This window comes from Mycobacterium botniense (assembly GCF_010723305.1).
GTDB classification, from domain to species: domain Bacteria; phylum Actinomycetota; class Actinomycetes; order Mycobacteriales; family Mycobacteriaceae; genus Mycobacterium; species Mycobacterium botniense.
In genome coordinates, this window is the sequence record NZ_BLKW01000002.1 from 1,907,018 (window position 1) to 1,931,583 (window position 24,566).

A 24,566-nucleotide genomic window follows, 5' to 3' on the forward strand; every position below is an offset into this window, starting at 1 on the left:
TGCCGTCGATGTGGTGGTGTTTGAGGCGGGCGACTTGCTGTTTGTGCCTGTGGCCGAGGCCGCGTTGTGTGGTGGTGCGGTGATGGGTGCCGGGCACGGGGATCAGGCTGGTGGTGTGGGGAGTTCCGGTGGGCCGTCGATGATGACGGTGAGCACGAAGGTGCGGTCGTCTTGTTGGGTGACGGTCATGGTTGCGGGGAAGCGGGGGTGGCTGGTCATGAGGTGGGCGAATTTGCCGAGCCATGCGCCGATCTGGTTGCGCTGCAGGCGTTTGGTGGCTTCGTGGAAGGGCAGCAGCTGGGCCAGGATGGGCGGCGGCTCGAAGGGGTGGTTCATTCCCAGCACCGGTGGTTGTGGCCGATGGCTTCGATGCCTTGCCGGTAGAGCTTGGCGGTGAAGTGGTCTGGCCGGTTGGGGTCGAGCTGGAGGTTCGTCAGCGTGTGGATGGCGCAGGCGCAGTGTGCGCAGTATGCGGTGGCGACGAGGTAGGGGCCGAGGTTGTCAGTGGGTGCGGGGTCGTTGGGGTGGCTGATGGTGTAGCCGGCGCTGGTGATGTGGTGGACGATGGCGCGGGCGACGTCGAGGGCGCGGCGGTTGATCTTGTCGGCCATTTCGGGTGAGTGTCCGACGGTGGAGTGGGAGAGCAGTCGGTAGCGGACGGGTTGGCCGTCGGGGCCGGGGATGGTGAGGTTGTGCAGGTTGTCGGCGATGAGTTTCGCGACGGCCTCGTTGTTACTGGGCATCGGCGTCTCGCAGCGAGAACTTCCGTCCGGATTGCTGAAGTACGTTGAGCAGTTCTTCGGTGTCTCCGTCGAAGTGGACCTTGTACGACGGCGTGAGTTCGCAGAATTCGGCGTGGCGGCGCTCGGGTGTCACGTAGTCAGCGGGCGGCTCGAATTCGACCGGGTGGATTACCAGGGAGCGCACGAACATGTTGACCGTTGCGGCGAGGCAGTTTTTGCCGTCGATTCGGCTGAGTTCGAGGAGGGGTCGGTCGGCCGGGGCTAGTAGTTCGGCACCGTTGATTTTGATGCGCCGCGGCACGAGGGCGCCGACGTCGTCGTAACCGTGTCCGGCTGGCCAGTCTTCCCAGACTTCGATATCGGCGCCGCGTGGTTGGGTGTTGCCCGGCATGTCGGCCATTTGCGTGGACCTTTGTGAAATGCGAAAAGCCACCCGCGTTTGGGGTGGCTTGGGTGTTTTTGGGCGCGTTGAAGGCCCGTTGGTGTGTCACGGTAGCTGAGGGTGGCCGCAGATGCAATTCCCCGCGCCGCTTTGCGGGTCGCGTTGGTAGGGGTGCATTATGCCGATATTCCTTTGCTCTTCTGTCAAGGTTGGAGGGGCGGGACGACACCGGAGCATCGCCCCGCCCTGAAGGTGCCTTGTCCCGATGTCTAAACGGGGGCCAGCACCTAGTCTGTGGTCTTGGCCGTTTTGGCTTTGCCGGTCTTTCGGTCCATGTGGCGCTTGACTTTTCGGACGTCGGCGAGCCGGTATTCGGGTGTGTCTTCGCTGGAGTGGCGGGTGAAGACTCTGCGGCCGTTGGGGCGTACCCAGATCGCGGGTTTGAGTTGGTGTTCGCGGACCCAGCGGGCGAAGGTGCGCCAGTGCACGAATTCGCCGAGTTCGCCCATGATTCCGGTGGTGTAGCGGTCGGCGTCGGTGCGTTGATTGCCGATCAGCACCTCGCGGGGGAATGTCTTGTTGTCGGCGTTGTTGAGGGTGCGGTTGTAGAGGCGTTCAATGTTGTGGGTGGTGCGGCACAAGTGGTTTGGGCATGTGACTTCGATGGCGTCGCGGGGCGCGTAGAGGGCGAGGCCGCAGATTTTGCGTTCGATCATGGTGTCGCATTGGCCACAGAAGCGGGGTGCTGGTGGGCGGTTGATGACGCGTTCGATGTCGTCGACGATGGCTTTGATTTGGGCGTAGCAGGCGCCGGCGTCTGGGCGGCGGGCGATGGCGTGGACGTTGGCGGCCAGGTGTAGCGCCAGGTCGGCGGCGCTGGTCATCAGTCAGCTCCTCCGACGGCGAGCGTTTCGGTGTTGGCGTTGACGGCGGTGACCCAGTCCAGCAGTGTGGTGTGGAGGTTGTCGAGGATTTCGGATGGGCTTCCGGCCCATTGGGTTTCGGCTGTGGCATTCGCATCGGGCCCGAGGCGGACGAGGAGCGGTGTGGTGCGTTCGTTGGAGCGGCGTGCCGAGCCGCCTTTGCGGGTGCGTCCCCAGGCTTCGTCTTGGAGGTATTCGATGAAGCTGGCGCCGGTATGACCGTTGGGGAGTTCTTGGCCGATGGCGAGGCCTTGGAGCATGTCGTGGAGTTCCTCGGTGCAGTCGTTGCAGAGGTACAGCTGTGAATCAGCCTGGCATTGCTGACATTTGGCCACTCAGCAGAACCTTTCATCCGGGACGTACCAGTCGGGTAGGCAGGATCGGCGTAGGTAGGTGACGTATGGGACGGCGGTGATGTGCATGGTTGCGCCGTCCCAGTGGGCTTGGGTGTAGACAAACGCGAATGCTGGGTGTTCTTCGATGGTGAGTACGCCGTTGAGGCCGGCGACGAGTTTGCATCGGAATTCGGGTGTGAGGCCGGTGATGGTCAGGTGGATGCCGTCGACGAGCTCGGCGGCGCGGATGATGTTGCCGGCGAGGTCGCCGACTGGCAGCAGTGGGATCTGCTGCGGTTCGACGGTGGCGACGGTGCGGGCGATGTGCTCTTTGAAGTCCTGTGACCAGAGGTTGACGAGGGTCATCGTGTCATGCCCATTCCCGGGGCTGTAAGCCACGCTGAGCCACGTTCACCCCGGGCCGGTATGGAACCAACCGGGAACCCATTCCGAATCGCTCACAAGGACTCTCAGGCCCGAACTGCGCACCAACGGGGTCACTCATCGTCGATCGCCTTGGATCGGGCGATGCTGTCGACGAGTTGCGCCAGCTCGTTGCGCCGGTCCAATTCGGCGTCGCGGCGGTCCTCGCGCGCCCGGCGCTCGGCGTCTGATTCACGTTCGGTGCGGTCACGGCGCACCGCGCGGGCCGCGTCGGTCAGATCCTTGGGCAGCGGCCGAAATCCGGATCCGTTCTCGGCGTACATTTTCGCGACGCCGGCCAGCACGTCGGGCGGTTGCAGCTCGTATCGAGCGATCTGCTCGGCCCAGGAATCGACAATGGCATGTGAGGCTTTCGGGAACCACGGGTCATAGGCGGCGCACTTGGCGAGCGCGATCGCGGCGGTCTGGTGGTAGTCGGTCATGGTTCGATCTCCGGTTGTCGTGGCTGGTTGGCGAACGCCAGGTAGCCGTTGACCTTGTCGTCGTGGCCGTTGGTGGCTGGTGATGCGCGGCTGGCTTTGAGCACATCGGACAGCACGGTTGGCAGGTATTCGGGCCGTTCGCAGTTGGGGCGCCGGTCCCAGGCGGTGAGTGCTTGGCGGATGAGCGTGTCGGGCTGGCCTTCACGGGTGAGTCGGTCGACTTGGGTGGCGAGCCGGTCGATGGTGCTGCGCGGGTATCCGGCGTAGCCGAGGGTTTGGCGCACTACGGTGCGGGCAGCGCTGCTGGGATGGTTGCGCGCGGGTTTGGCGGCGTTTTCGACGACGATGGCTTCGACGGTGGTGGCGTTGTGGTGGGTTGCGTTGGTTGGTGAGTCGTCGTCTTTTTCCCCTGTTCCCCTGTTCCCCTGTTCCCCTGTTCCAGCGCCGGAAGTTCCGTCACTGAGCGGCGGAATCTCCGCGGAATTCCTCGGAGATTCCGCGTCTGGCCGTTGAGCTGCGGAAATAGCCGCATTCGCGGCTTCGATGAGAGCCTCGTTCGGTTTGGCGCGCCTCTCGGTACGCTGATGCTTTTCCCACTCAGGAATGACGAAATATCGGCGTCCAGAGTGCTCGAAAAACACCACTCCGTAAGCTCTCGAAACTTCCGAGAGAATCCTCGGATAATCCGACACTGGTATCTCGTCGTTGGGAAACGCGAACCCGATCAGCCGAACCGGGGTCGCATCGCCGATGCCGTAGTCGTCGGCCCAGTTCCACATGGCGATGTACAGCAGCCGCGTCCGCAGGTCGGCTGCTGCGGTGTCGGGCGAATCCCAAAACTCCGGTTTGATCGTGCGAATACGCGGCATTAGGCGCTCTCCCCCACCCGGTAGTGGTGGACGATTCTTCCGGGCAGCGGACCGCCGTCGATGATGCTGTTGCAGTCCTCGCCAACGTTCGCGCCGCACATCCCGCATTTGCGGGACAGGGCATCCTGCACGGCCGCGTTGTCGCGGCCGGTCCAGAATGGGTTTCGTTCGGTGGCGCGCCGGCTCATTCCAGCTCGCTTTCCCGTTTAACCAGCTGCTCCTCAGCAGCAATCGCCGCGGTGTTGAGGATTTCTTTCACCCGGCCACTGAGATTGCCTCGTTTGCGAAGCTCGTTGAGCGTGTGGACGACCTCGCGCAGTTCCTCGTCGGTGAGATCGTCGCGGTGTTCAAGGTCACGCCCGGTTAGGTGGCGCAGCACAATCAGCTGGTCTCCGCGATCATTGCAGTCCACCTCGTGTAGTAGCGCGAACATGCGGTTCAACCATTTGCGGCGGTGCTTCGCGATTCTGGTTTTCGGGTCTGCGGAAACGCCGACGTATGCGAGCGTGTCGCCGGCGTACAGCCGGTACAGCCAAACGGGACCGGCGATGTCATCTCGATAGTTGTGTCTGCGATACATCAGCGGCGGCGGCCTCTCTCGTTGGCGGCGTGGCATGGCTGGCAGATCGGCCGCAGCGCCGGTGTCTTGAACAGGCCGCCGCAGCGGTCGCAGAACAGGGTGAGCAAGATCGGCAGCACCATCACCGGCCCCCTTCGTTGTTGTCGTCTGGCGCCAGTTCTAGGCCGGGGCAGTCGCATTGCACGTAGTCGTTGCGGCCGGGGCCGTAGTAGTTGCGTGCGCGGCATCGGCCGAGGAACCGGTCGCCCTTCTCGTCGGCTTCGTGCTCGGATTCGAAGTCGCCGCAGAGCAGGCATTCACGCGCCATTGCCGGCCCCGATCAACCCGCCCGCGCACGCGGCGCATTGCCACCTGTAGCGGTCCCAGCGCAGCGATTTCACGGGCGTCTTGTCGCCGCAGCAGTCGCAGCGGGCCCGGCCGCTACGGTCGCGTTCACGGCGGGCCAGCTCGGTTGTGCAGTCGGCGCGGTCTGCGTCATGATGTCGATTTCGGCCATCATCGGCCTCCTATTCCGGGCATAGTGAAACCCCTTCTGGGTGTCTGGGCGCGCTCGGTCATGCGTGTGCGCAGCCCAGACACCCGAAAATGGGGGAGGTTCCTAGTCGGCGACCATGCGGATTTCTTCGGCCATCTCCCGCTGCCGACGAATCTCGTAGCTGCCGGGGCCGATGCCCATGTAGCCGTGCTCGGGGTGCCCCAGGTATGCGGTCGAGCCCTCCGGGACGGACAGCACCGCGACGCGCAGGCTTCGCGCCGAAGGCGTGGACACGTCGCAGTAGACGGGTCCGTCGGCGGCATAGACGGCATGGGTGTTGCCCCCGGACTCGCCGCGCACCACGGAAGTGCCCTGGGTTGGCACCGCGGTCTTCGCGGTTACTGGTGCTGGGCGGACGAGGACGTCGCCCTGGCGCTGCACCCCGGCGAGCACTGGGATCTCGACGTCGGCGAAGTCGGCCGCGGTGACGACTTTGACACCGGTGGCCTCGATCAGTTGTGTGGTTGTTGCCATTCTTGTTTCCTTTCCTGTTATTTCGGTGAACGGCTCGGACATCTAGGTGGCGCGGGCCAGCTGGGCGTATTCGCGTTCGGACAGGTCGAACGTCCACGCGGCCGCCGATACTGCGGTGCGGCAGTCGGTGGGCACGGTGAGTCCGAATGTGTGGCGGGAACCGTCGCGTTCGCGGGTGGCGTTGTGTGCGACCAGCACTCGTACGGGCCAGTCGAGGACCTTGCGCGGCACGTCGTACAGCCGCAGGATTTGGCCGGGATTGCCGGGGTCGTCGGCTTCGTCGATGAGCTTCAACCCCGCGGCGAGGACGAATTGGTCCCAGCCCATTTTCTCAATGGCGCAGCGCCGAACCTCTGCGTTCCGTTCGGCCATGATCCGTTCGACGTCCCAGCCGGTTTCGATGAGGTCGCGCGGTACGGATGTGCCGTGCCACGTGTAGAGGCCCCATCCGTCCGACCATGCGACGGACGGTCCGGTTTCGCAGTGCATGCGGTGCTGGCCAGCCGCGGCTTCGACGTGAAGGACGGCGGGGGTGTCGCAGACCATGACGAAGTCGCGGTTGGGCCACCAGTAGCCGGCGGACTCGGCATCTTGGTAGGCGCGCGAGCGGTCCCAGATGTCACTGTCGAGTTGGAGTTCGACGACGTCGCGGAAGTAGGCGATGAACGCGGGCCACCAGCACCACTGGCGGCCGCCAAAAAGCTGGTGCCAGAAGGGTTTAATGGGCGCCGAGTCGACCGCCGAGTCGACCGCCGAGTCGACCGCCGAGTAGACCGCCGAGCGGACCGCCGAGTAGACCGCCGAGTCGACCGCCGAGTCGACCGCCGAGTAGACCGCCGAGTAGACCGCCGAGCCGACCGCCGAGTCGACCGCCGAGTCGACCGCCGAGCGGACCGCCGAGTAGACCGCCGAGCCGACCGCCGAGTCGACCGCCGAGTCGACCGCCGAGCCGACCGCCGAGCCGACCGCCGAGCCGACCGCCGAGTAGACCGCCGAGTAGACCGCCGAGCGGACCGCCGAGCGGACCGCCGAGTCGACCGCCGAGCCGACCGCCGAGTAGACCGCCGAGTCGACCGCCGAGCCGACCGCCGAGCGGACCGCCGAGCCGACCGCCGAGCCGACCGCCGAGCGGACCGCCGAGCGGACCGCCGAGCCGACCGCCGAAGGATCAGTAGGGAGTTCGAGCGTTCCCAACGCGCTCGGAAGCGCGCGGTGCAGAGCGATCGCGATCGCCGCGAACGGCGCCGCCAACGCGCCCACCATCGGCGAGGACACCCGAATCACGACGTTCGGCCATGGGAGCCCGGCGAATTCGTAACACTTGCGGGCGCCGGCTTCCCAAACAGCCCATTCTTCCTCGGTGAGTGGTTGTGTGCGCCAGCCGTGTTGGATCCACTCCTGGGCGAAACTGGCCATCCGGTCCTGTTGGGCTGGTGTGAGTTCGGTGAGACGCTGAGCCTTGTTCATGACTGAGCCGCCGATCGGATAAGTTGATCGACCTGCTCCGGCTGCCGCAGGTAGACGTCGGTGCCGGTTCCGAACAGCTGATCGTCAGGTTTGTCGGTGACGAGCATTCGTGGGTTCCTTTCGGGGCGTGGGCTTTTGAGTTGGGAGGTGAGCGCTTTGACGCGGCCCGAGGTCTCGGGTCACCGCTGCGCGTCTTCGCTGAACACGTCGATGATCTGCTTCGCCTGGGCGAGGGTCAGCGCCTTGTCGGCGGTCACGCGGGCGCCGGTGACGGTGTGCAGGTAGTCGTACCAGCTGGCGTCGTCGTCCAGCTTCTCGGCGGCCCGGATCTGCTTGAGCCGTGCGAGTTCCGATCGGCCGGCCATCTGGACGTCCGCCGCGGGATCGGTCGGCGGTTCGTCCGCCGGCGGGGCATCGTTGACCTGCGAGGTTTCCGGTTCTGGACGATTTTCTGAGGCACCCAGCGCAGGGTCGTCCACCACTTCGCCGTCGACATAGTCGGGCTCGGTGTTGATCGCATCTGGGGTGACGTCGACGCGGACACCGCCGTCGTGGGCGATGGCCTGCTGCTGCTCGGTCGATTTGGGCAGCAGCTTCATCAGGGTGCGGATCATCGTCTTGTCGGCCATCGCGTCGAAGTGATCCACCCACGGGCCCACAACTTTGCCGTTGCGGTCCTTGGCAGTGGCGTGCCGGTCGCGGTAGGCCTGCATGTCGGCGACGGAGACGGGGTCGGTGATGCGGTAGCCGCCGTCGACGGTGCGCCCGACCGCGTAGTACAGCTTGACGTCGCCGCGCGGCCCGTCGAGATAGGGGCGGTGCACCCATTTGTCCTCGGCTGCACCGTATTCGATCTCGAAGTAGTCGTTGGCGTAGACGCGGCGGGCGTGCAGCGACGCGATCCGGCCGGACCGGTAGGCCAGCTCGACGTAGCCCTGGTAGCCGATCACCAGCTGCGCGCGGAAGCCGCCCTTCCCGCCGTTCGGGCGCTCGAGGTTCTTGTCCCAGAAGGGCAACAGGTAGGCCTGCCCGAGCACGCTCACCCCGGGCCGCAGCCCGAGCTGCGCGCATGTCATCAGCGCACCGAGGACTGACTTGTGTTCACACTCAGCCAGTTTCGGGTTCGACTGCAGGCAGGTCAGGGCATCGCGGACCAGCTGGACGGCTTCGACACCGCGAGGCATGGCGAGCTGGAACTGCTGTTCCATCTGCCGGATCTTGTTCTGCAGGCTGTTTTCGGCCTGGGCGACGGTTCGGCGTTGCGCGACAGGCTTATAGTCGGTGGCGGTCATTACGTGGGTCTCCTTCTAGTCGATGTCGACGGGTTCGTTGAAGTCGCGCCGAAATGCCCACGGCGCGTAGCTGATCGGGTGGATGAGCGGCGGATACCCGGGCCAGGTACCGGTCTGCTGGCATTCGACGTATATGTCGATTGCTTCTCGCATCTGCTCAAGGCCAAGCTTGTATTCGTCGAGCCCGAATTCGTTGACCGAGATCAGATGCGGCGGTTCGAGTTCCTGGCAGACGTGCAGGAAGATCGGCGAGTCGTCGAGCCGCAGCGCGCGGGCGAGCGTGACGTACCACGCGAACTGCATGTGGTACCCGAACCGCAGCGCTGCGCGCCACCAAGACTTCGGGTTGGCGTCGGTGGTGGTCTTGTAGTCCACGATCAGCAGCCGGTCGCCAATGTCGATGACGTTGCCGTTGGTCAGCCAGTCCGCCCGGCCCCGCAGCCGAACAGCCGTCTCGGGGTCGTCGGCGTACATAGAGACCTCCGCGCGGCCTTCGGCGAACAGCGGCCCGGCGAGCTCGTGGTCACGCACAGCGGCGCGCATCTGCTCGGCGTTGGCCAGCTCGGATCCCAGCACCGGAACCAGGCCGAGTTCGTGCGCCTGGTCGCGGGCCTCGCGGGCGTCCTTCGTTCGCCAGTCCGGGGCGTCGACCACCACCAGATCAGCGCCCTTGCCGAGGATCAGCTTGTGCGCCAGGTGCCCAAGGTCATACTCGCGCTTGGGTTTCGGCGGGTGATCCTGGGCGCGCCGGAACTTGGCCGGCGAGGACAGCAGCAGCTTCGCCCCGGAGTAGGACAGGCTGGCGCGGTCGGCGTGGTAGACGGCCTCGGGGATGCCGCCGTGCACGCCCACACGCTGGGTGTCACTCATAGCGTGCGTCCTCCCGGTCGCCGCATAAACCCAGCGCGCGCCGGCACTCGTATTCCGTTACCGCGCGGTCCATCTCGGACATGTCGGCCACCGCGGCGCGCCATTCGTCTTCGTCGGTCACGCCGCCCCCCGGGGGACGTCGCCGGTGATGTCGTGCACGCGGGCCCACAACGCCTGCACCGGCACGTCGAGGTCGAACCAGGCGGCGAACGTCATGATCAGCTGCGCGGCCTTCGCGGGATGCCAGCGGCACAGATCCGTCAGCTGGTCGAACAGCAGGCGGGGGTCGTCGTCGCGGATCTTCTCAGCCACACCGACGGCGATCCTGGCGACCTGGTCGAGATCCGGGTCCGGGCTGCGGTCGAGTCGGCGCCTCATGCGTCGCCCTCTCCGATGTCGAGGCTGTGACCGAAAGAAAGGGGAACGCATACACCGAACAAAGCCAACTGCGCGGTCATGCACCCTCCCCGAAATCGAGTGTCGCGTCATGTAAGCGGGTGTTTAGTGCGAGGTCGTGGTATGCGGGGTTGATGTCGATGCCGATGTACTTGCGGCCGGTGCGTTGTGCGGCGAGTCCGGTTGTGCCGGAGCCGCTGAACGGGTCGAGGACGGTGCCGCCGGGTTTACATCCGGCGAGGATGCAGCGTTGCGGCAGCGCGGGCGGGTAGACGGCGAAGTGCGCGCCGGGGAACGGCTGCGTGTTGATCGACCACACATCACCGGGATTGCGGCCACTGGGGTTGCCCTGTTTGTTGCTGGTTGCCGTCTCAGCATCGTTTCGCCCGGTTCCCTTCGCGCTGCGGGGGCCGCTGCCGCGCAACCTGTCACATGAATGTGGTTCACGGATGGGGTCGAGGTCGAACCAGTAGCTCGGCTGCTTGGCGAACAGGAACACGTGCTCGTACCGGCCGGATAGTCGGTCGGTGACCGACTCGGGCATGGCGTTCGGTTTGTGCCAGATGACCGCGTTCCGCAGAATCCAGCCATCATCCTGGAGTGCGAATGCGACGCGCCACGGGATACCAAGCAGATTCTTCTCGGGCAAGTCGGGTTTGCCAATGCGATTCCTGGCGTACCCCATACGCGGAACATTGCGGCCATTCATCGTCCCGGTGGTACCCTTAGCAGGGTTGCGTGCATAGCTGTCACCAATGTTGAGCCACAGCGTTCCGTCATCGACCAGGACGCGACGTAGCTCCGAGAACAACACGCGCAGCTTGTCAACATAATCCGCTGGGGATGATTCGAGACCGTACTGCCCCGCGATGCCGTAGTCTCGCAACCCGTAATACGGCGGGCTGGTGATGATGCAGTCCGCCGCACCGTCCGACAGAGTGCGCGCCACGTCGAGTGCGTCACCCAAGTGCAACGTCACCTGGTCGTCGGAGTAGTAGACGATTTCGCGGAGGAGTTCGTCGATGGTCTGGCCGGCGTCACGCATCGGGTGCTCCTTTGCGGGCCTTCTGTTCTTTCAACCGGTAGTGCGCTGTGCTGAACCAAAGCGCCGAGACGCCAAGCCAACTGGCGCTCAAGACGGCGTTGATGCCGCCTTCATGGGATAGCCACGCGGTCAGGTAGAGCGCCGAAACCGCCACGGCTGCAATGGCGTTGAACAGGGCTGCTTTCATGGTTCGACCTCCGTTGCCGGGGTGACGCATACGCTGCCGTCAGCTGGAACAGACAGGACGAGGGCGGCGCCGAAGATCAGGCCGAAGATGACCATCCACAGCGGCCACGGGCCGAGCCACCGGTCGCTCATGCCGCGGCACCCGCCCACGTACCGAACACCGCGGCCGGTCGATCCCCCCACAATTCGAGGGCCACGTCCCGCGAGATCGTGCTGTCGTCGTTAGCGATCTTGGCGAACCTCTCCGTCGCCTTCCGCTGCCCCGACTGGAACCGCATCCCATAAGGCGGATCGCACACGAGAACGTCGGCCTGCAACCACGCATCGACCTGGATGCAATCCCCCAGATAGAGGGTCACGGCGCCGTCGGTGTAATAAGGCTCGGTCATGCGCCCACCTCGAAGTTGAGGCACTGCTGGTCGAGCCGCCGGGCGATGGTTTCGCAGTAGCGTTCTTCGAATTCCACACCGATGGCTTTGCGGCCTACGTTGCGGGCGGCTATGAGCGTGGAGCCGGAGCCCGCAAACGGGTCGGCCACTGTGCCGCCGGGCGCGGCCATCAGTAAGACTTCGAGTAGGGCAACGGGCTTCCCGTGGGCGTGCCCGTTCTGGTAGGTGGTCGTTCCGACGTTGGTGGCGATCACCGAGCTCTTCAACGGCCGCGCATCGTGGGGCCAGTTGCCCAGCATGTAGATCGCTTCCCAGTCGCGTCGCCAACCACCGATCTGGCCGGTAAGTCCTGCGTCGCCGGGCTTGCGCCATACCAAGGTCTGCTTAGTGCCGTGCGGGGGCGCGAGTAGCGGCGACCCAAACACGTAGGCGGGTTTGATGTGTCCCCATTGGCCGATGACGTAGTCGCGGGCTGCGGTGTCGGAATCGTTGACGATGGCTTTGTGCTTGGCTGTGCCCGTGCGTGGGGTCCAGGCGATCCCGAAGGGTGGGTCGGTTAGCAACAGGTGTGCCGATTCCCACGCGTCCTCGTCGCGGCAATCTCCGTGGATGAGGGTCACGTAGTCGTCTTGGTAGTAGATGCTCACCGGGCCACCCATTTCTTGGCGCGGCGGATGATTCCCGACACGGCGTGCTTGGTGAGCGGCGGCTCATGCAGCGCACCGAGCTCGGCCAGCGAGGCATCCGGGTGGTCGATACGCCACCGGTCGCTCATGCCGCGGCGCCCGTCAGCTCGGCGCGCCACGCGGCGATGTCAGCGGCGGCCTCGTCCGGGAAGTTCTGGGCCACCAGGAACAGCGCGATGTCCAGGGTGGTGGACATGATCGTCGGGAACGCCGCGATCGGGGCCCGCTCATAGATGCTGCGGGTGTGGATCGCCTCGAGCAGGTCACGGAAGTAGTGCAGGTCGGAGTGGAAGTCGACGTCGTCGTCGGTCATCACCGGCTCGAGTTGCAACACCGGCTGGTGGCGTTGCCGCCAACGGGCGAGGATCCGCTTGGGGCCGGTTAGAATCGGGCTGCTCACGGGAAATGGGTTCCTTTCCTGGTTGGGTTGGCCCGTCCCCGCTCTCTTCGGGGACGGGCCGCTTACTTGGCGGGCTGCGGGTAGGGGCTGGCTGGGCAGTCGAAGGTGTGGAAGCCGGGAACCGTCGAATTGCAGTTGCACGGCGGCGGCTGCCGCGCCAGCAGCAGGTTGCGGATGTCTTCGAGCTGCGCGCGGATCACGCCGAGGTGATCGGCCATCTCGTCGAGCAGGATCAGTTCAGCGTCGGGGCGCCGGCGGCGCTCCTCCCAGATCGCGTCAGCGGCCGGGTAGGCGATGTGCGCGAGGGCGTCGAAGGCGGCGGCGGCGAGCCAGCGTAATGCGTTGATCACGACACCGCTCCACTCACGAGCGCGACCGCGCGCTCCACCGGCGGCAGCGCGCCCAGATAGCAGGTCCGGCACAGGCAGTCATTCGGAAACCGCGCGGCGCGGAACGGCTTGAGACAGCGGTCACAGATACCGCCGAACAGCTGCGTCATAGCGCGCTCACCAACGCCAGCTGCCCAGTGCCGCGCAGCCTCTTATGCAGCTCCGCGAGCCCCTTCGGCGTGATCCGCACGGTGGGCTCACCGGCGACCAATTCGCCGCGGCCTTCATGCCAGAACGGGCGCCCGACTTTCTCGGCCAGCCGGCCGCAGTCGACCTGGGCTTGATAGGCGCGCCACCGGCCATCACGTTTGAACAGCCACCGCTCGGCGGACATGAACAGGAACAGCCGGTCACGACCGATGCTGATGCTCGGATCCCGGGACAGCACTTTCGCGGCGTCGGCCACCGAGTAGTCGCCGGTGGATTCAGCGAGCTCGTTCCACGCCGACGCGGGCGCGGCCAGCTCAACCACCTTCGCGGTCAGCGCCTCGACGCGGGCCTGGGTGATGGTCAGCGCCCGGTGAACGATCTCGTCCTCCGTCAGCACCGGGGCGCCGTAGCTGCCGGTCTTACGGATCGACGGCAGGACCTCGCTTGTCACCCAGCGACGGACGTCGCGGGCCCGGTCCTTGTTGCTCTGGAAGATGAGCGCGTACATGCCGGACTCGTTGACGACCGTGATCACCTGGACCTGGGCGGCGATACCCTCGAACAACTGCGGAGTATCTGACCTGTGCAAAAGCCGTTTGTCGTCGTCGTGGACCATCTTCATCGCGGAAGTGGTGTCCCGGAGGCTGAGCATCCGGCAGGCATCCGCGGCCACGAACCACGGCTCGCTTTCGACCAGCACAGTCCGTAGGTGCGCGCCCTCGTAGCGGAACAGCTCGACGGCGCTCATGCGTCGCCGCTTTCCGAGACGGAATCCGGGCCCTCACGAACCACGTTCCGGAGACGATGACGGCGACTCACAGCGTCTTGTATCTGCTTGAGTCCCTGCGTTCCGTCCGTGGTGACGAAGGTGATATATCCATCGAGAAACTCCACCAAGTTGTCAGTAAGTTCGCGGCGACGTTCTCCATCTGCGTCCAGACCTTGGAGAACCGGATCGAGCGACTCGAAGGACGTCCCGGAATCAATGACTCCACCTGGGAGGCGATCATGGTGGAGTTCGGCCTGCTGAGCGGCTAACTCCTCACGGACGATCTCCCGCACCCGAGCCTCGGTCAGCGCGGTCATGCGCTGGCCCGCTCAAACGCTTCGATATCCGCTTCCGCGAACCGGTAGTAACCACCGGGTGTAGTGACGGCTGGCGTCAGTTTGCCCTTTTTGACCCACCGGCGTACGGCGGAACTATCAACGCGAAATCGCTTTGCAACCTCACTAGTCGTGAGTAGCACGACATCTGGCATGCGCAGAAGGTTGCCACCGACGCATAAGTTGTGTCAAGCACGACATGCCGTGAATATTTCCCAGCTAACCTTCAGATACACGACTTGCGCGACATACACGAGAAGTGCAAAATACTGATCATGGACACTCAGGTGACCCACTGGATCCCGGACGTCGACAACTTCGCCGTCAGGCTAGTTCTCGTCCGGCACGAGATGGGATGGAACGCCAAAGAGGCTGCCCTCGCATGCGGGATCAGTCCTCAATCATGGCGCGAATGGGAGATCTCGGGCCGCCGCCCGCGAGACTATGAGGGCATCTGCAAGCAGATCGCGGCGCGCACCGGGTGCGACCTGATCTGGCTTATGGCAGGAACCCCTAACCCGTACGACGACGGTTCCGGTACTGGTGCCCCCACCAGGGCTCGAACCTGGGACCTGCGGATTAAAAGTCCGTAGCTCTACCAACTGAGCTATAGGGGCCGCGAACGTCAGGATACTGCCGCCGCTGCGGTGCTCGTTTGAGGATTCGGTGTGCAGTGACCTAAGCTGGCGTGGCTCCCAACGTGAGGACGTTGCGAGTACCCCGGAGAGATTCGGCTGGCCCCCTTCGTCTAGACGGCCTAGGACGCCGCCCTTTCAAGGCGGTAACGCGGGTTCGAATCCCGTAGGGGGTACTTTTAACGCCCATAATGTGGAGTTGTACAGCAAGGCCCTGTGGCGCAGTTGGTTAGCGCGCCGCCCTGTCACGGCGGAGGTCGCGGGTTCGAGTCCCGTCAGGGTCGCCGTCACGGCCAGGCACGCGGTGTCGTCCGGCCAGGTAGCTCAGTCGGCATGAGCGTCCGCCTGAAAAGCGGAAGGTCGGCGGTTCGATCCCGCCCCTGGCCACCGGGGTTGACCTGCATAGACACGGGTGCGGCACCCTAGGGTTGGTTGGTCTTGTCCGGTCTCGGGGGTGCGCTGGCTCGGTACCGCACAGGAAGGCTTTGAGCGGGTCGGAGCGTGGATCGGGTGACCGTGCTGCCACGGGGTGAGCACGACGATCTTGCCGTCGCCGTCTGGTGGACTTTGGGCCGTCATGTTGTCTCGCGCGAGTCGGCGTTGGCGCTTCAGGCCTCGCTGACGTCCACCCTTCGCGCATTCATCTCACGGTTCCACCGGAATCCGCCGGCGACACGGCGGTCCCGTCATCCTGGCAAATGGCCACACGCGACGTGGTTCGGCTAAGTGGCTATACCGAAGCTGTCCGATCTCCGGCGCGAAGGTCGCGGCACACGGTTATCCTGGGGCCGCGCATCGCTGGCTGATGCCGCCCTCGACCTCACAGCTGATCCCGACAACCTTCACTCGGCCCATGATGCACTGTTGAAATCTGCAGGTGTGGAACTGGTCACATGGGCCGATGACCAGCGATAGCCGCTCTTACAACGCATCTGCGACTTGTGCGCGATGCAACTGAACCGCTGACCTGGCGAGCCCAGAACTGCCCGATGGCCCAGAACCTGCGGTAAACGATAAGTCTACAGTAATGTACTGATCCGCAACGGCTTTCGCGGCCAGAGATGAAGCTGAAGAGCCGAGTTGATTATCGCGGATCGGCGTATCGGCGAGGCTCGTTGACCACCTGCTGGTTTTGATCCTGGTCGCGTGTTGTTGACGAAGTTGTTGGTGGTGATGTGTACCGATACGCGTCAGGAATATCCGAAAGACGCTGGGGGAGGTCGTCTTCAAGCGGACAGCCGCACCAAAGAATAGTGTCTGGTTCGCCTGGCTGACGTAACGAGCCGCCTTCTTCGAGATCGAGGTAGTAGTACCAGCACACCGCCTCGTCTACGTCTGGCCATGAGCCGGGGTCGATGATCGACCGCCTGGTGTCGCGCACGAGCCCCCAGGTGATGTCGGACGGTGGGGCCGTGTACACCAGGTACATCATCGGCCCGTCGGTCCAGGCATGGGAGACCAAGAACCTGTAATGCCCCTTTGCGGGGTCTGCAATTTGGGGGGAATTCGTCGAGGCTCGCGTCCTCGCGGAATTTCGGGAAGAAGTCCCGACGCGCCGGCTTCGGGCCGCAGTCGAAGCGCTACGCGCGACCTACCGCATCGACTACCCGCTGGCACACCTACGCCCCTACCTATCGGCGAAGAATCGTGAGCTGACAATCGGTGGTGCCGAGGTGGGTCTTGAAGAAACGCAGATGATTGTGCGTACGGGTCAGCTGCTCATCAGCGGGGGTGGCCGGTGGTCGAGCGCGCCCAACTGGGCACGGACGAGCGGGGCGAGAAATACGTAGCCGAGTTGGCCGTCGATGCCGATTTTCCTGACATCGTGGTCAACCCACGGCGATACAGCGGGCAACCTACATTCGCCGGGCGCCGCCTCTCAGTCGAAACGATTGCCGGGATGGTCACTGCCGGCGAGCGGGAAGAAGACCTGGCCGCGGATTACGGGCTAAGCATCGCCCAGGTTCGCGAGGCGGTCGGGTACGTCGCGAAACACGGCCGCGCCGCCTGAGCCGGCGCGAGAGCCGGGATGCTGGTGGCGATGGCGACGGCACCGGTAAGACGCTGATGATGGTCAACGAGATCTATCGGCTGATGAAGTCCGGCATCGCCCACCGTGTGCTATTCCTGGTCGATCGCCGCGCACTTGCCGCGCAGACGGTGCGCGCCTTCGCCAGCTTCGAGGCCGAGCCCGGTCTTAAGTTCGACAAGCTCTACCCGGTGTATTCGCAGCGTTTCCAGCAAACCGACTTTGATGAGGGCGAGAAGTTCGATCCAACCGTGAGGCCGAACTCGCTGCTGACCAATCCCAAACTGGGTGATGCGTTCGTTTACGTCAGCACCATCGAGCGGATGAGCATCAACCTGTTTGGTTGTGAAGCCGGGATTCGCTTCGGGGAGGTTGACAGCGGCGACGAGGACGCCAAGAAGCTCGGCATCCCCATCCATGTTTTCGACCTGATCGTTGCCGATGAGTGCCACCGCGGTTACACGGCCAAGGAGCTGTCGGCGTGGCGGGACACGCTGGATTGGTTCGACGCCATTAAAGTCGGGCTAACTCGGTTACGTTGGTGTGCCTCACTGCATCATGTACATGCAGCAGGGGAAGCCCCAGACGGCTTGGGCACCCGACTGACCGATGCGATACACCTGGACTGCCGCCGCTACGGCGGCGGCAGTCAACAGCAGCGCAATCGTCGCCTGCACAACGGGTTTCACCGTGTGGCCGCGCGCCTGGTACACGTGAATCACCGCCAGCAGTATGGCGGCGACCACCAGCGCCGCCGAGAAGTAGATCATAGTGTTGCCGAGTTGCATGTGGGTCTGCAGCGCCGGCGAAGAGTGGACTCGATCCGCTAACCACGCACCCGCGTTGGTGGTCAGCGGAGTTAAGACGAGCGAGACCACGGCGAGCACCACGGTCAGCCAGACCAGCCGCTGGCGCGCCGCAGGCCAGAACGCACAAAAGATCACCAAAATCGTTGTCAGCGGGACGAGAACGATAAGGAAATGGTTCAGCAAGATGTGGGCGGGAAGCCCATGAAATGTCGACAAGAATCCTCCTTAGTCAAGCGCAGCCCAGCTTCCGGCGCGCAACGCGAGTCGACGATGACGAATACGGCACAAACCACCAGAGCGGGTTACCAGTAAATCAACACATCCTGCGTCATCGAAGGCTGGCGTATCGACACCGTTGCGGCTGAAAGAGATGGACACCGGATACAACCGAAAGGAACATACCCGGTATTAAGCAGGTCTGCTGATACTACGCGGAATCTTACGCCGGACTTCTCGTCGCGGTCGTCGGACACGCGTACGGCAGCCGGCCGGCGCGCCTCACCGAAGATGGGAAGGGCCGGCTGGCGGCTACATGGGCGTTAGCGTTGCTCACGCCTGGGATCGTGGCACCGTCCCCGGCGCGGCGGGGAAGCCCCCACACAGCGATTCGAAGGCCTGGGCGGCTCGCAGCACGGTGGCGTCATCGAATCGCTTTCCCATGATGGTCATTCCGACCGGCAGCCCCTCGACCAGCCCGGCCGGCACCGAGATCGCGGGATGACCGGTCACGTCCAGCGGCGCGGTGTTACCGACCATCCCGAGAGCCCGGGCGAGCAGCGTGACAGTGTCTTCCCCGCCCGTCGGGAGGGTGGCTGCGGTGTAAGGGACCGTGGGCATCACCAGTACGTCGTATTTGTCAAGCGCGTCGTCGTAGGCGGCGCGAAGAGAGGGCACCAGATTGCGCGCCTTCGCGTAGGATGCGCCACCGAGCGTTTGCAGGCAGTAGTGGCCGCACAGCGCTGTCGCTTTGACGCTCTCGGAGAGCTGATCGGCCTTCGCCAGTCGCTGAGAGGCGAAGTACGCCATCAGGTCAGGGTCGTAGAGTCCCTCTGCGCCCAGCCCGTACCCGTTGCCGTCAAGCATTTGATAGGTGGCGCCTTCGTTGAAAAGTACCGTGAAAATATGCAGCGCGTGCCGGTGCCACGGCACGCTGATTTCACCGACCGTACAACCGGCCTCGGTGAACCGCTGCGCCGCAGCGCGAACCAGTTCATCGACCTGCGAGGCCGTTTGGCTGAAACCTTCGCTGAGCAGTCCCACCCGCAATCCGGTGACATCTGCGGTGAGCGCGGCTTGATAATCGATCGCGGACAGGGCGTCGGGCTGGCGCGGATCCAGGCCGTCGGATCCGGCAAGCACGGTGAGCATCAGCGCGGCGTCGGCGACCGTGCGTGTTATCGGACCGATGTGATCGAGGGTTCGTTCAATCGGGAACGCTCCGGTGTAGGGCACCAGCCCGTAGGTGGGTTTGTGCCCGACGACACCGCACAGCGAAGCCGGAATCCGCACCGACCCGCCCTGGTCGGCCCCCAAGGCCAGATCGAGCTCACCAGCAGCCACCAGTGCGGCACTCCCACTGGATGATCCACCAGCTTCCCGCGTCCGATCCCACGGATTGCGCACCGGCCCGCATGCTGAAGTGAAGCTGGAAGCAGAGCAGCACAGATCCTCGCAGACGCTCTTGCCGGCGATGACAGCCCCCGCGCCGAGCAGCCGCTCGACGACGGTGGCGTCGCGGGTGGGAACGAACCCCTCCATCGTCCGCGAGCCGTTCATCATCGGGATGCCGGCGACGGCGATGTTGTCCTTGACCACTACCCGCCTGCCTGACAGTGGACCGTCGGCGCCGGAGCTGATCTCCGCGGTGACGTACCAGGCTCCCAGCGGGTTGTCGGCCGGCGCCGGGAATCGGTAGGCGCGCTCGGGGGCTTGCGAGCGCGCCACCTCGTCGTACAACTCGTCGACGGTGTCGTAGGCCGTCAGCATGTAACCGGCGACCGTGGTGAATGCCGCCACAGCATCCCCGTCGAAATGAAAACCGAAATGCCGTGCCGCCGACTCAATGTCCGCTGTTGACGGGCGCGGAATCGCCATGTCGACCTCCGTCGTCATAGTCTGCAAGTACGGGCCCGCGCACAGCAGCTTAAAGCGCGCCATAACGCCCGGAAGGGCCGGCCAGACGCGACCACCAGAGAACGCGGCGGCCGATCGTGGCGTCCAGCGTCAACCGGTCGCCGAGTCTGGCCTCGAGTAGCACCAGCAGGGCGCAGAACACGAGCACATAGATGATGGAGGGCCCAACATCGGTGGAACCCGGGGTGTACGGCCCGCCGAAACCCTCGGCGGTGGACCAGATCATGAGGCTGTAGCAGGCACCGCCGATGTAGACGACGCGTCGGCTGACCCCCAGGAGCAGCGTGATCGCGATCATCGTCTCAACGATTGCGGCGAAATACGCCCACAGCTGTGGTGCGGGACGCTGCAGACGGATCCAGAAATCGAACCACGGCATCAGCCAGTGCGGCTGCCCGGCCGCGGTTGCGAGCATGCTGGGCAGCAAGGTGGCGCGGAACCCGGGCTGCCATTTCAGCCAGGCGTCGATTGCCCAGATCACGCCGAACCCGATCCGCAGGGCCGTGGCTCCCCATTCAAGCCGTGCGGCCCGAGCCGCGATTGACCCCTCAACGGGGCGGTTAACCCCAGCAGAAGTGGCTGCGGACGGACTCGTCACGAGCGCGCTCGCCCGTGACCGCCCCGCTGCTGAACCGGCCGAAGCCGGGTTCTGGCACAACCCCCGATCCGCCGTGTGCGCACTGCTTGTCCGCCTTTCTCGGATGCCGAGCTCGGCACGCTTGATGGTGAGTGATCCGTCGCATCCGGTCAAGAGGGCCAGTGTCGCTCACCGGTGCCCTGCGTTTTCGCCGACCAACCCGAGCGTGGCCGTCCCTGGCGGTATTGGCATTCTCTTTTTTTGCAAGTACGTTATCGTTTGATGGGTAAGATGGATAACGCAGCTCAGACCTCATCCGGTATCCCGCTGGCAGCGGTCTACGGGCCGGACGACCGTCATGCTGACCCACCGCCGCCGGGCACCTACCCCTTCACCCGCGGCAACTTCGCCGCCGGCTATCGCGGCAAACTGTGGACATTCCGGCAATATTCGGGGTTTGGTACCGCTGAGGAGTCCAATCGCCGCTACCGGTACCTGCTGGAACAAGGGGGGACGGGCCTATCGGTAGCGCTGGACCTGCCTACGCAATGCGGTTTCGACTCTGATGACCCGGAAGTCAGCGAGGAAGTGGGCCGGGTCGGCGTGGCGGTCGACACCCTCGCCGACGCCGAGATCCTCTTCGACGGCATTCCGCTGGACACGATCAGCACCAGCATGACGATCAACGGCACCGCGGCAATCCTGTTGGCCTTCTATATCGCGGCCGCCGAGAAGAAGGGCGTGCCCCGGGCCAAGCTGACCGGCACGATCCAGAACGACATTCTCAAGGAGTACGCATCGCGCGGCACCTGGATCTGGCCGCCGGAACCGTCGCTGCGGTTGATCGCCGACACGATCGAGTTCTGTGCCGCCGAGGTGCCGAAATTCAACGCGATCTCGGTGGCCGGGGCGCACTTCCGCGACGCCGGCGCCAACGCCGTGCAGGAAATGGCGTTCACCCTGGCCGACGGTGTGACCTATTGCGATGTCGTGGTGGAGCGTGGCCGGATGAGTATCGACGAGTTCGCGCCACAGATCTCGTTCTTCTTCTACACCCACGGCGACTTCTTCGAAGAGATCGCCAAATACCGGGCGGGCCGCCGCCGCTGGGCCACGATCGTGCGGGAACGCTACGGCGCAAAAACCGACAAAGCGTCAATGTTCCGCTTCGGCTGCGTATGCGGCGGCGCCTCGCTCTACGCCCCGCAGGCACGCAACAACGTGGTGCGGGTGGCCTACGAAGCCATGGCGGCGGTGCTGGGCGGGGTGCAGTCGATGTTCACCGCCGCCTGGGACGAGCCGTTCGCACTGCCCACCGAGGAGTCCACCACATTGGCGTTGCGCACCCAGCAGATCCTGGCCTACGAAAGCGGGGTCGCCCGGGTCGCTGACCCACTGGGCGGCTCATATTTCGTCGAGGCCCTCACCGACGCCACCGAGGCTCGCATTATCGAGATCATGGACGACCTCGAGCGCCACGGCGGGATGGTGCAAGCCATCGAAGACGGTTATCTGCAAGGGTTGATCGCCGATGAGGCCTATCGGATCCATCAGGAGATCGAGGCCGGCACCCGCCCTGTCGTCGGGGTGAACCGGTTCGTCACCGAGGAGCCGCCGCCGGAGATCACCACCTATGAACTCGACGCCGAAGGCCGCGATGTGCAGCTCAAGCGGCTCTCGCAGGTGAAAGCCGAAAGAGATTCCAGCGCGGTGCAATCCAGCCTTGCCGCGTTATCCCGGGCCGCCGAAGGCACTGAGAACCTCATGCCTAAACTCATCGACTGTGCCAACGCCTACTGCACGCTGGGCGAGATGGTATCTGCGCTCAAAGCAGTATGGGGCGAATTCCAGCAGCCGGTGGTGTTCTAGATGACGGTGCGGATCCTGGTCGCCAAACCCGGCCTTGACGGACATGACCGGGGCGCCAAGATCGTCGCCCGCACCCTGCGCGACGCGGGCTTCGAGGTCATCTACACCGGCATCCGCCAGCGCATCGAGGACATCGCATCGATCGCCATCCAGGAAGACGTGGCCGTCGTGGGCCTGAGCATCCTGTCCGGTGCACATGTGGCGCTGACCACCCGCACCATCGAGGCATTGCGGGCCGCCGACGCCGCCGACATCGCCGTCGTCGTCGGCGGCACGATACCCGAAGCCGACATCCCCAAACTGTTGGCGGCCGGGGCTGCCGCGGTGTTTCCCACCGGGACGCCGTTGGAGGTTCTGGTACGCGAGATCCGCAAGCTCACCGACAGCACCCCCGCACCTGACCTGAAGGGAACAGAGCAACCGTGCGTCTCGGAGTGATGATCGGCGCCGAGCGCGGCGATTCGGCACGCAAGGTCACCAAGTTGCTCGCCGACATCGAATGGGCCGAGGCCGCCGGTATGGATACCGCGTGGATCCCGCAGGTGCCCAACGACTTCGACGCGTTGACGGCTGTCGCGCTGATGGCGACCCGAACGACGCGCATCGAGCTCGGCACCGCGGTGGTGCCGTTGCAGGCCCAGCATCCGATTGCGCTGGCGCGTCAGGCATTGTCGGTGCATGCCGCTGCCAACGGCCGACTGGCTCTCGGCGTCGGGCCGTCACATCATTGGATCATCCGCGACATGCTCGGCCTGCCCTACGAGCGCCCGGCCGCGTTCACCCGTGACTACCTGGACGTGCTCGCCGCCGCCCTCAGCGGTCCCGGCCCCGTCGACATCGAGAACCGGACCTTTCGCGTGCACAACCCGCTCGACCTGGCCCCGGTAGCGCCGCTGCCGGTGCTTGTCGCCGCACTCGGGCCGGTGATGCTGGCGCTGGCCGGGGAGCGCGCCGACGGGACCGTGTTGTGGATGGCCGATGAGCGGGCCGTCGCCGAACATGTCGTTCCCCGAATCACCAAAGCCGCGGAGAATGCTGGTCGGCCCGCCCCCCGGATTGTCGCCGGAATACCGGTATGTCTTTGTGCGTCGGCTGAAGTCGACGCCGCTCGAGAGCGTGCCAACCGGATCCTGGGGGAAGCCGAGGTCTCGCCGAACTATCAGCGCCTGCTCGAGTACGGCGACGCGAACGACGTCGGCGATATCTGCGCGGCCGGCGACGAGGACGCCATCCTGGCGCGGTTCCGCCGGTTCGCCGAGGCCGGGGTGACCGACCTGTCGGTGCGGTTGCTGCCGATCGGCGACAACCGCGACGAGCTCGTCGCCTCCAAACGCCGTACCCGCGAAGTCGTCGCCGCGCTCGGCGCCGAAGTCCGATGACGGCACCGCTGGCCGGTATCCGGATTCTCGAAGTCGGCACCATGCTGGCCGGCCCGTACGCGACCATGCTGCTGGCCGACCTCGGCGCGGAGGTCGTCAAGATCGAACCGCCCGGCGGGGAAATCTCGCGCCGGGTCTCAGACAGCTACTTCGCCAGCCTCAACCGCAACAAGGGCAGCATCTGCTTGGACCTGAATTCGCCAGAGGGCCAGGCTACGTTGCGGAAACTCGTCGCGAAATCCCATGCGCTGCTGGTGAATCTGAAACCGTCGGCGATCCGTCGACTGGGGCTGACCTACGAGGCGCTGCGACGGCACAACGAACAAATCGTCTGCGTCGCGATCACCGGCTTCGGTTTGGACGGCGGTGATGATCCGGCGTTCGACTATGTCATCCAGGCGGCGACGGGTGTGGCCGCGCTGACCGGCGAGCCGGACGGGCCGCCGACGCTGCCCGGTTACTCCTCGGCGGACAATTCCACCGGACTCGCCGCTGCGCTGGGACTGCTGGCGCAAATCACCTCGGGCCGTGGTGGCCAGATCGACGTGTCACTGCGCGACGTGATGCTCTCGCAGTTGAACTATCACGCATCCGCCTACCTCAACGACGGTGTCCAGCCGCAGCGCCGGCCCTTCGGAGCCCATTCGTATTACGTTCCGGCGCAAATCTTCCCAACCGCCGACGGCTATCTGGCGCTGTTCATCACTCACGATGGATTCTGGAAATCATTTGCTGGCGAGGCTCATATCGACGGCTTCGACACAATGGCCGAGCGGGTCGCGAAGCGCGACGAGGTGCTGGCGGCAACCACGGCAGCTCTGGCCGCCGACACCGCGACCGGCTGGGAAGCCCGGCTGCGACCGCTGGGCGTGCCGGCAGCAGCAGTGCGCACGTTGGCCGAAGCGCTGGATGCCACGCCGGAAATGATTGTTACCGCAGGCGATTTCCGCCTGGTCGGCAACCCAATCCGGGTCTTTGGTTATCGCCCCGATTACCGTCCGGCGCCGAAACTGGACGAGTCCGGCTCCGCGCGACCAGTACAGGAGTAGTCCAC

Annotated in this window: 37 protein-coding genes, 4 tRNA genes and 2 pseudogenes; 10 read left to right on the forward strand and 33 right to left on the reverse strand. The window is 64.8% G+C overall.

The features are described 5' to 3' along the window. Positions 1-102: 102 nt before the first annotated feature. The 30 genes from G6N08_RS08895 to G6N08_RS09025 all read right to left on the reverse strand — a co-directional run bounded on the left by G6N08_RS08895 (position 103) and on the right by G6N08_RS09025 (position 14,698). Positions 103-336, reverse strand: a complete 234-nt coding sequence (locus G6N08_RS08895) for a hypothetical protein (protein WP_104123797.1) — start codon at positions 334-336, stop codon at positions 103-105. Further along, positions 333-743, reverse strand: a complete 411-nt coding sequence (locus G6N08_RS08900) for a hypothetical protein (protein ID WP_011723784.1) — start codon at positions 741-743, stop codon at positions 333-335. The genes G6N08_RS08895 and G6N08_RS08900 overlap by 4 nt, the downstream gene beginning before the upstream one ends. Next, positions 733-1,143, reverse strand: coding sequence for a hypothetical protein (locus G6N08_RS08905; RefSeq protein WP_033725626.1), 411 nt, complete (start codon positions 1,141-1,143; stop codon positions 733-735). Before G6N08_RS08905 ends, G6N08_RS08900 begins: the two co-directional genes overlap by 11 nt. Positions 1,144-1,412: 269 nt before the next feature. Next, a complete protein-coding gene (locus G6N08_RS08910) occupies positions 1,413-2,009 on the reverse strand; it encodes a hypothetical protein (protein ID WP_163756186.1) in 597 nt (198 codons plus the stop codon). Then, on the reverse strand, positions 2,009-2,308 hold the full coding sequence (locus tag G6N08_RS08915) for a hypothetical protein (protein WP_218033353.1): 300 nt from the start codon (positions 2,306-2,308) through the stop codon (positions 2,009-2,011). The genes G6N08_RS08910 and G6N08_RS08915 overlap by 1 nt, the downstream gene beginning before the upstream one ends. 75 nt (positions 2,309-2,383) lie before the next feature. After that, positions 2,384-2,782 carry a hypothetical protein gene (locus G6N08_RS08920; RefSeq protein ID WP_163756188.1) on the reverse strand — a complete coding sequence of 133 codons (399 nt, stop codon included), beginning with the start codon at positions 2,780-2,782 and terminating at the stop codon, positions 2,384-2,386. Between the two features lie 98 nt (positions 2,783-2,880). Next, entirely contained in the window at positions 2,881-3,249 is a 369-nt protein-coding gene (locus G6N08_RS08925) for a hypothetical protein (protein WP_011723789.1), read from the reverse strand. After that, positions 3,246-4,118 (reverse strand): hypothetical protein, encoded by an 873-nt coding sequence (locus G6N08_RS08930; protein WP_142276894.1) that lies wholly within the window; start codon positions 4,116-4,118, stop codon positions 3,246-3,248. The genes G6N08_RS08925 and G6N08_RS08930 overlap by 4 nt, the downstream gene beginning before the upstream one ends. After that, positions 4,118-4,306 (reverse strand): zinc finger domain-containing protein, encoded by a 189-nt coding sequence (locus G6N08_RS08935; RefSeq protein ID WP_084037705.1) that lies wholly within the window; start codon positions 4,304-4,306, stop codon positions 4,118-4,120. The genes G6N08_RS08930 and G6N08_RS08935 overlap by 1 nt, the downstream gene beginning before the upstream one ends. Further along, positions 4,303-4,551, reverse strand: coding sequence for a hypothetical protein (locus G6N08_RS08940; RefSeq protein ID WP_163756190.1), 249 nt, complete (start codon positions 4,549-4,551; stop codon positions 4,303-4,305). The genes G6N08_RS08935 and G6N08_RS08940 overlap by 4 nt, the downstream gene beginning before the upstream one ends. A 268-nt stretch (positions 4,552-4,819) precedes the next feature. After that, a complete protein-coding gene (locus G6N08_RS08945; protein WP_033711055.1) occupies positions 4,820-5,005 on the reverse strand; it encodes a hypothetical protein in 186 nt (61 codons plus the stop codon). Between the two features lie 291 nt (positions 5,006-5,296). Then, the gene (locus G6N08_RS08950; protein ID WP_003921296.1) at positions 5,297-5,707 is read right to left on the reverse strand and encodes a DUF8820 family protein; all 411 of its coding nucleotides are present in this window, start codon (positions 5,705-5,707) and stop codon (positions 5,297-5,299) included. Between the two features lie 42 nt (positions 5,708-5,749). After that, positions 5,750-7,174 (reverse strand): DUF6745 domain-containing protein, encoded by a 1,425-nt coding sequence (locus G6N08_RS08955; RefSeq protein WP_163756192.1) that lies wholly within the window; start codon positions 7,172-7,174, stop codon positions 5,750-5,752. A 179-nt stretch (positions 7,175-7,353) separates the two neighbouring features. Further along, positions 7,354-8,466: a recombination protein RecT gene (gene recT, locus G6N08_RS08960; RefSeq protein WP_033725645.1), complete on the reverse strand. Its 1,113-nt coding sequence runs from the start codon at positions 8,464-8,466 to the stop codon at positions 7,354-7,356. Positions 8,467-8,481: 15 nt separating this feature from the next. Then, positions 8,482-9,336 carry a PD-(D/E)XK nuclease-like domain-containing protein gene (locus tag G6N08_RS08965; RefSeq protein WP_163756194.1) on the reverse strand — a complete coding sequence of 285 codons (855 nt, stop codon included), beginning with the start codon at positions 9,334-9,336 and terminating at the stop codon, positions 8,482-8,484. Next, positions 9,329-9,457, reverse strand: coding sequence for a microaggregate invasion protein MIP1 (mip1, locus tag G6N08_RS21055; protein WP_011723797.1), 129 nt, complete (start codon positions 9,455-9,457; stop codon positions 9,329-9,331). Before mip1 ends, G6N08_RS08965 begins: the two co-directional genes overlap by 8 nt. Continuing rightward, positions 9,454-9,714 carry a hypothetical protein gene (locus tag G6N08_RS08970; RefSeq protein ID WP_011723798.1) on the reverse strand — a complete coding sequence of 87 codons (261 nt, stop codon included), beginning with the start codon at positions 9,712-9,714 and terminating at the stop codon, positions 9,454-9,456. Before G6N08_RS08970 ends, mip1 begins: the two co-directional genes overlap by 4 nt. Before the next feature lie 76 nt (positions 9,715-9,790). Continuing rightward, positions 9,791-10,777, reverse strand: a complete 987-nt coding sequence (locus tag G6N08_RS08975; protein WP_163756196.1) for a DNA-methyltransferase — start codon at positions 10,775-10,777, stop codon at positions 9,791-9,793. Further along, a complete protein-coding gene (locus G6N08_RS08980; protein ID WP_141245661.1) occupies positions 10,770-10,964 on the reverse strand; it encodes a hypothetical protein in 195 nt (64 codons plus the stop codon). The genes G6N08_RS08975 and G6N08_RS08980 overlap by 8 nt, the downstream gene beginning before the upstream one ends. Continuing rightward, entirely contained in the window at positions 10,961-11,095 is a 135-nt protein-coding gene (locus G6N08_RS21060) for a hypothetical protein (protein WP_257000164.1), read from the reverse strand. Before G6N08_RS21060 ends, G6N08_RS08980 begins: the two co-directional genes overlap by 4 nt. Continuing rightward, the gene (locus tag G6N08_RS08985) at positions 11,092-11,352 is read right to left on the reverse strand and encodes a hypothetical protein (RefSeq protein WP_163756198.1); all 261 of its coding nucleotides are present in this window, start codon (positions 11,350-11,352) and stop codon (positions 11,092-11,094) included. The genes G6N08_RS21060 and G6N08_RS08985 overlap by 4 nt, the downstream gene beginning before the upstream one ends. Next, complete coding sequence (locus G6N08_RS08990; RefSeq protein ID WP_163756200.1) at positions 11,349-11,999, reverse strand: DNA-methyltransferase; 651 nt, start codon at positions 11,997-11,999, stop codon at positions 11,349-11,351. Before G6N08_RS08990 ends, G6N08_RS08985 begins: the two co-directional genes overlap by 4 nt. Further along, on the reverse strand, positions 11,996-12,127 hold the full coding sequence (locus tag G6N08_RS21065) for a helix-turn-helix domain-containing protein (protein ID WP_081262996.1): 132 nt from the start codon (positions 12,125-12,127) through the stop codon (positions 11,996-11,998). Before G6N08_RS21065 ends, G6N08_RS08990 begins: the two co-directional genes overlap by 4 nt. Next, a complete protein-coding gene (locus G6N08_RS09000; RefSeq protein WP_062899781.1) occupies positions 12,124-12,438 on the reverse strand; it encodes a hypothetical protein in 315 nt (104 codons plus the stop codon). Before G6N08_RS09000 ends, G6N08_RS21065 begins: the two co-directional genes overlap by 4 nt. 62 nt (positions 12,439-12,500) lie before the next feature. Then, entirely contained in the window at positions 12,501-12,788 is a 288-nt protein-coding gene (locus G6N08_RS09005) for a hypothetical protein (protein WP_003921311.1), read from the reverse strand. Further along, positions 12,785-12,937, reverse strand: a complete 153-nt coding sequence (locus tag G6N08_RS20155) for a hypothetical protein (protein WP_170301271.1) — start codon at positions 12,935-12,937, stop codon at positions 12,785-12,787. Before G6N08_RS20155 ends, G6N08_RS09005 begins: the two co-directional genes overlap by 4 nt. Beyond that, positions 12,934-13,725, reverse strand: a complete 792-nt coding sequence (locus tag G6N08_RS09010; protein WP_011723803.1) for a phage antirepressor — start codon at positions 13,723-13,725, stop codon at positions 12,934-12,936. Before G6N08_RS09010 ends, G6N08_RS20155 begins: the two co-directional genes overlap by 4 nt. Beyond that, positions 13,722-14,063: a hypothetical protein gene (locus G6N08_RS09015; RefSeq protein ID WP_163756202.1), complete on the reverse strand. Its 342-nt coding sequence runs from the start codon at positions 14,061-14,063 to the stop codon at positions 13,722-13,724. Before G6N08_RS09015 ends, G6N08_RS09010 begins: the two co-directional genes overlap by 4 nt. Further along, on the reverse strand, positions 14,060-14,236 hold the full coding sequence (locus tag G6N08_RS09020) for a MerR family transcriptional regulator (protein WP_081215562.1): 177 nt from the start codon (positions 14,234-14,236) through the stop codon (positions 14,060-14,062). Before G6N08_RS09020 ends, G6N08_RS09015 begins: the two co-directional genes overlap by 4 nt. 386 nt (positions 14,237-14,622) lie before the next feature. After that, positions 14,623-14,698 (reverse strand) — tRNA-Lys (locus G6N08_RS09025). A gap of 120 nt (positions 14,699-14,818) precedes the next feature. On the opposite strand from G6N08_RS09025, the gene G6N08_RS09030 reads away from it, so the two are divergent. The 4 genes and pseudogenes from G6N08_RS09030 to G6N08_RS20625 form a co-directional block, all read left to right on the forward strand. Beyond that, positions 14,819-14,892, forward strand: a tRNA-Glu gene (locus G6N08_RS09030). A gap of 34 nt (positions 14,893-14,926) precedes the next feature. After that, positions 14,927-15,000, forward strand: a tRNA-Asp gene (locus G6N08_RS09035). A 29-nt stretch (positions 15,001-15,029) separates the two neighbouring features. Then, positions 15,030-15,103, forward strand: a tRNA-Phe gene (locus G6N08_RS09040). A gap of 105 nt (positions 15,104-15,208) precedes the next feature. Continuing rightward, positions 15,209-15,387: pseudogene (locus tag G6N08_RS20625) on the forward strand (type IV toxin-antitoxin system AbiEi family antitoxin domain-containing protein); the annotation flags it as partial. Positions 15,388-15,800: 413 nt separating this feature from the next. Here the strand turns inward: G6N08_RS20625 and G6N08_RS09045 are convergent. After that, positions 15,801-16,148 (reverse strand): hypothetical protein, encoded by a 348-nt coding sequence (locus tag G6N08_RS09045; protein ID WP_163756204.1) that lies wholly within the window; start codon positions 16,146-16,148, stop codon positions 15,801-15,803. Positions 16,149-16,454: 306 nt separating this feature from the next. On the opposite strand from G6N08_RS09045, the gene G6N08_RS09050 reads away from it, so the two are divergent. Together G6N08_RS09050 and G6N08_RS09055 are read left to right on the forward strand one after the other, a co-directional pair. After that, positions 16,455-16,727: a DUF433 domain-containing protein gene (locus G6N08_RS09050; protein ID WP_163756206.1), complete on the forward strand. Its 273-nt coding sequence runs from the start codon at positions 16,455-16,457 to the stop codon at positions 16,725-16,727. Positions 16,728-16,742: 15 nt separating this feature from the next. Next, a pseudogene (locus tag G6N08_RS09055) lies at positions 16,743-17,275 on the forward strand (DEAD/DEAH box helicase family protein); the annotation flags it as partial. Between the two features lie 828 nt (positions 17,276-18,103). On the opposite strand, the gene G6N08_RS09060 reads toward G6N08_RS09055, so the two are convergent. Both G6N08_RS09060 and G6N08_RS09065 read right to left on the reverse strand, forming a co-directional pair. Further along, the gene (locus G6N08_RS09060) at positions 18,104-19,648 is read right to left on the reverse strand and encodes an amidase (RefSeq protein WP_163756208.1); all 1,545 of its coding nucleotides are present in this window, start codon (positions 19,646-19,648) and stop codon (positions 18,104-18,106) included. A gap of 49 nt (positions 19,649-19,697) precedes the next feature. Then, positions 19,698-20,285, reverse strand: coding sequence for a DoxX family membrane protein (locus tag G6N08_RS09065; protein WP_281352718.1), 588 nt, complete (start codon positions 20,283-20,285; stop codon positions 19,698-19,700). Between the two features lie 270 nt (positions 20,286-20,555). Here G6N08_RS09065 and G6N08_RS09070 point away from each other — a divergent pair, with 270 nt between their 5' ends. The 4 genes from G6N08_RS09070 to G6N08_RS09085 are packed head-to-tail and all read left to right on the forward strand — an operon-like array spanning position 20,556 to position 24,561. Then, positions 20,556-22,133 (forward strand): methylmalonyl-CoA mutase family protein, encoded by a 1,578-nt coding sequence (locus G6N08_RS09070; RefSeq protein WP_163756865.1) that lies wholly within the window; start codon positions 20,556-20,558, stop codon positions 22,131-22,133. Further along, the gene (locus G6N08_RS09075; protein ID WP_163756212.1) at positions 22,134-22,571 is read left to right on the forward strand and encodes a cobalamin-dependent protein; all 438 of its coding nucleotides are present in this window, start codon (positions 22,134-22,136) and stop codon (positions 22,569-22,571) included. After that, the gene (locus G6N08_RS09080) at positions 22,556-23,512 is read left to right on the forward strand and encodes a TIGR03564 family F420-dependent LLM class oxidoreductase (protein ID WP_163756214.1); all 957 of its coding nucleotides are present in this window, start codon (positions 22,556-22,558) and stop codon (positions 23,510-23,512) included. The genes G6N08_RS09075 and G6N08_RS09080 overlap by 16 nt, the downstream gene beginning before the upstream one ends. Next, on the forward strand, positions 23,509-24,561 hold the full coding sequence (locus G6N08_RS09085) for a CaiB/BaiF CoA transferase family protein (RefSeq protein ID WP_163756216.1): 1,053 nt from the start codon (positions 23,509-23,511) through the stop codon (positions 24,559-24,561). The genes G6N08_RS09080 and G6N08_RS09085 overlap by 4 nt, the downstream gene beginning before the upstream one ends. Positions 24,562-24,566: the final 5 nt, after the last annotated feature.